The following is a 4,352-nucleotide window of genomic DNA, read 5'->3' on the forward strand; positions in this document are numbered from 1 at the left end:
GCGCTCATCACGTTAATCAGAGGCTCCTTAACTTCCCGACTGACTTCACTCTAGGCAGTCGAGAAGAGTTTAAGTATGCTTTTCAAAAACCGGCTCTTAGGCCGGTGAATTCTCCTCTACAAACTTCGATGGATGCGTCTCCTCTCGCACTTTTTCCACCAGCTGTAGCACCAGTGAATCACTGGCAACAATCGAGAAGTGATCCTCAGAAGTTTCAATAGCCCGACGTGGCGCTTGCCCCACTTGATGAGTTAGCGCTTGCCGCTCCTCTTGAGGACGCCCTTCTGACCACCAACAATCCGCTTCACAGCCCAACACTGGCAAGGCACCGGTCTGCAGAGAGAGCCTTTTCAGATGCCGCGCTACACAGAAGATTCGAGCTAGTTCCTCACCGCCCAGAGCGGCATAACCTTCCCGTCCGTAGGACTCATCCGACGCCAGCAGGCATTCTAGCATAATGGCCAGTTCCGCTTCACCCGGCTCTTCATGAGGTGTTGCGTTGTTAATATTGGCTACCATCTCGGACGGGATACCTGGCAAGATTACCGACGCATAAGCAGCAAAATCCTCCTGCCAGTTATCAACGCTCTTCTGGCCGCTACCGGGGATATAAGGATCCACCAGCGCCAACAGGCTCACCTCCTGGCCTTGCTTTTCAAGCCGTGCCGCAACCATTGCTGCCAAGGTACCACCTAGAGACCAGCCCAATATCCGGTAAGGCCCGTGAGGCTGCAAGCTACGGATAGTGGTTGCATAGTCATGAGCCATCGCTTCCAACGACGTATCACAATGCTGAGGATCTGTTAGCATCCGACACGGCAGCCCATATACCGTGCATACTCCCTGTAAACGCCGTGCCAGCGGCTGATAGTCGTAAAGGGTGCCCATACCAGCATGCACGCAAAACAGCGGTGACTGCCCCTGACTCTCACCATTGAGCATAACCACACCATCCAGCAAGGCATCCGATGATTCTCCCAGCCCCAACAAGCCTGAAATGGTCGGCTTCTGCATCAGGTCACGTAGTTTGAAATCAAGCGTAGTCTCCTTTAGGGCGCGCACTCGGCTCAACACCTTCAGGCTCAGCAGGGAGTCCCCACCCAGCTCGAAGAAGTTATCAGTTTCTCCGATCCGCTCGATACCCAATACTTCCTGCCATATCTCAGCTAGCTGGCGGGCTTCCGGTGTAGAAGGGGCCACGTGCTCCCGATTTTCATCCAGCCGTGGCTCGGGTAACGCCGACTGATCCAACTTACCATTGACCATACGTGGCAGGGCTGTCAGCACCATCATATGTGCTGGCACCATGTAGTCGGGCAGATGCGCTTCGAAGTGTCGGCGTGCAAGGCGCACTAATCGATCGTTATCTGCCTCCTCATCAGCTACCAAATAAGCAACCAATTGATGGCCATTCGAGGTTTCATGGGTAACGATGGCGACATCACTCACGCCAGGTATTTCACGGGCACGTGCCTCTATCTCACCCAGCTCAATACGGAAGCCACGTACCTTCACTTGGTGATCCGCCCGGCCCATATACTCCATATTGCCATCTTCTCTCCAGCGCACCAGATCCCCGGTGCGGTAGAGACGCCCCCCTAAAGTATCGAAGGGATCGGCCACAAAGCGCTCGGCGGTCAAGCCGGTACGCCCAAGATAGCCTCGCGCCAAACCATAGCCACCGATATACAACTCGCCCACAACGCCCTTGGGTACCGGCTGTAGGTTGTCATCCAACACGTAGAGCGACCGCTCGCCCACAGGGCGACCAATCGGTGCATAGGCACAGTCAAAGGTCTCTTCGGCGGGTGTCTTCCACAGCAGTGGCGTCACCACTGTTTCGGTGGGCCCATAGCCATTAATGAACCAGCGCGGCCGCAACGTGCGGCGCGCCTTGTCATAGGCTGTCTTGGGCATCGCTTCACCACCGAAAACGTATAACTCCACCGGTGGCGTATCATCTCGCCCTTCTGCCCAGTCAGCGACTTGATTCAAGTAGGCCGGCGGGAAAGCAACGTTCGCTGCACGATAGTGTTGCAAGGCCGTATAGGCTTGTTCCGCTGTCCATAGCTCTTCTTCCCGAATGGCTAGGCTCATCCCCGAGCACAGGGCTGTCAGCCAGCGCTCATGGGCACCATCGAAGGAGAATGACATGAAGTGTAACTCGCAGGAGTCTGGTTCCATATCATAGAGCTCGCTGATCGCTTGGCAATGCATCGCCAGCGGGCCATGAGCCACCGTAACGCCTTTAGGTGTACCTGTAGAACCCGAGGTATAAATCACGTAAGCCAGGGACTCTTCGTGCACGGCCACATCGGGATCAGCATCGTCATAACAGCTTAGATCGAGCGCCTCGCAATCCACATAAGGTATACCCTCCACCTTTGCCAAGCGCGGCAGTACCACGTGCTGCGTTAGTAGTAGGGCCATGCCACTATCTTTGATCATAAAACTCAGACGTTCGGGCGGATAGGTCGGATCGAGTGGCACATAAGCGCCGCCCGCTTTGAGTACAGCCAGTAGAGTGACAATGACTTGGGGTGAACGCTCCAGCGCCACGCCGACCCGCACATCGGGCCCCACACCTTGCTCGCACAGATAATGAGCCAAGCGGTTAGCCTGAGCGTTGAGTTGCGTATGACTGATCGACTGGTCACCCATACGAAGCGCCATGGTAGTTGCCCGTGTAACAGCATGCGCAGCGATGCGACGATGCACAGGCATGCGTGAGAAGCCACTACGGCCACTCTGACCCAACTTATTCAGCGCATCCCATCGAGTCGACTCAATCCATCCCAGCTCACCCACAGGCCGCTCAGGCGACTCTGCCATCTGACGAATGAGCAGCTCCATAGCACATTTCAGTTCATCAACGAACAGCTCCGGGAAGTCCCTTCGGCTGTAGCAGTACTCGATCTCCAGCTCATCGTCGATCACCACCTGCAGATCCATCGCGTAGCCAGTTATGCCCTCCCCGGCAACCTCACCAAAGCGCAGACCATGCCGCTGCTGATCACGCATTGTTCTATCGACGGGGAAGTTCTCAAATACAATGATGCTGTCGAACAGAGCGCGGCCCGATGATCCAGACCAGCGTTGGATATCTGCTAACGCGGCATGCTCATACTCGCGAATGCCCAGATTGGTCGCCTGCACGCTCTGCAAGTAAGCACCAACACTCTGCTCAGGCCGCGCCGTCAACGCCACAGGGATGGTGTTGATGAACAGACCGACCATCTCCTCAGCGCCTTGCAGGCTCGGTGGGCGACCGGATACCGTCGCGCCAAACACCACCCGTTCCTGATGACAGTAGCGCTGCAATAGCACACCCCAGGCTGCCTGTACCAAGGTATTTAGGGTCACTCGTTGCCGCTGAGCAGCAGCTTTTAGTAGCGCGGTATCTTGCCGTCCTAGACGGGTATATCGTTTGGCGAAGCCCTGGGCCTCATTCTCCTGACGGGCCGACTCTGCCAACAGTGTCGGCCCCTCTAGCCCCGCCAGTTCCGATGTCCAGAAGGCTTGGGTCAAAGCGGCATCCTGGCGCTGCAACCAGCGAATGTAGTCCCCGTAGGGCCGCCCAACGGCCGCCAAGGGCTCTTCCGAGTAGCTCGCCAGCCACTCATTAATTAGACGTGCTTCGGCCCAACCATCGGACAAGATATGGTGCCGAGTCCATATCAGTTGATAGCGGTCATCATCGAGTCGAATCAAATGTAACCAGGCTAATGGTGGTGTCAGCCAGTCAATCTGGTGCTTAATTACTTGCTCAGCATAGGTGGCGAGGGACTCTTCAAGCGCATCTTTCTTACCGCGCCAGTCCAGCTGCACTATCTCAGGCTCCACTTGTGTAAAGACGAGCTGTAGTGGACGCGCCATACCCGCCTGCCACAAGAACCCCGTTCTTAGAATGGCATGTCGCTCGACCATATTTTGCCAAGCCCTCACTAGCCTATCGGCATCCAGGCCACTGACGTCTACATTCAATTGATTGACGTAGAGCCCTGGCTCGTCCGCTTCAAGAGAGTGGAAGAACATCCCCTCTTGTGTGGGCGACAGGGGATAAACATCTTCGATATTGCCTTGGTCTAAGCCTAGGGCTTCGATCTGATCACCGCTTAGATAATCTGCCAATTCATTGAGCTTAATCTCACGTCTTGGCGCTTCCTCCTGTGCACCGGTCGCATTCAGCGCCAACTGGGCTATGCTCTGATGCTCAAAGACCTGCCGAGGAGTAACCGTCCAACCAGTCCGTTGCGACCGAGAGACGATCTGCAGGCTGAGGATCGAATCCCCGCCCAACTCAAAGAAGTTGTCATGGCGACCCACCTGTTCGACGCCAAGTATCTCTGACC

At 55.8% G+C, this 4,352-nt stretch carries 1 protein-coding gene; it reads right to left on the bottom strand.

The features are described from left to right. Positions 1 to 96: 96 nt before the first annotated feature. Positions 97 to 4,352, bottom strand: a 4,256-nt coding sequence (locus tag K7H09_RS23695) for a non-ribosomal peptide synthetase (RefSeq protein ID WP_230806280.1), incomplete at its 5' end; no start/stop codon positions are given.

Source organism: Halomonas sp. IOP_14 (assembly GCF_021021315.1).
GTDB classification, from domain to species: domain Bacteria; phylum Pseudomonadota; class Gammaproteobacteria; order Pseudomonadales; family Halomonadaceae; genus Vreelandella; species Vreelandella titanicae.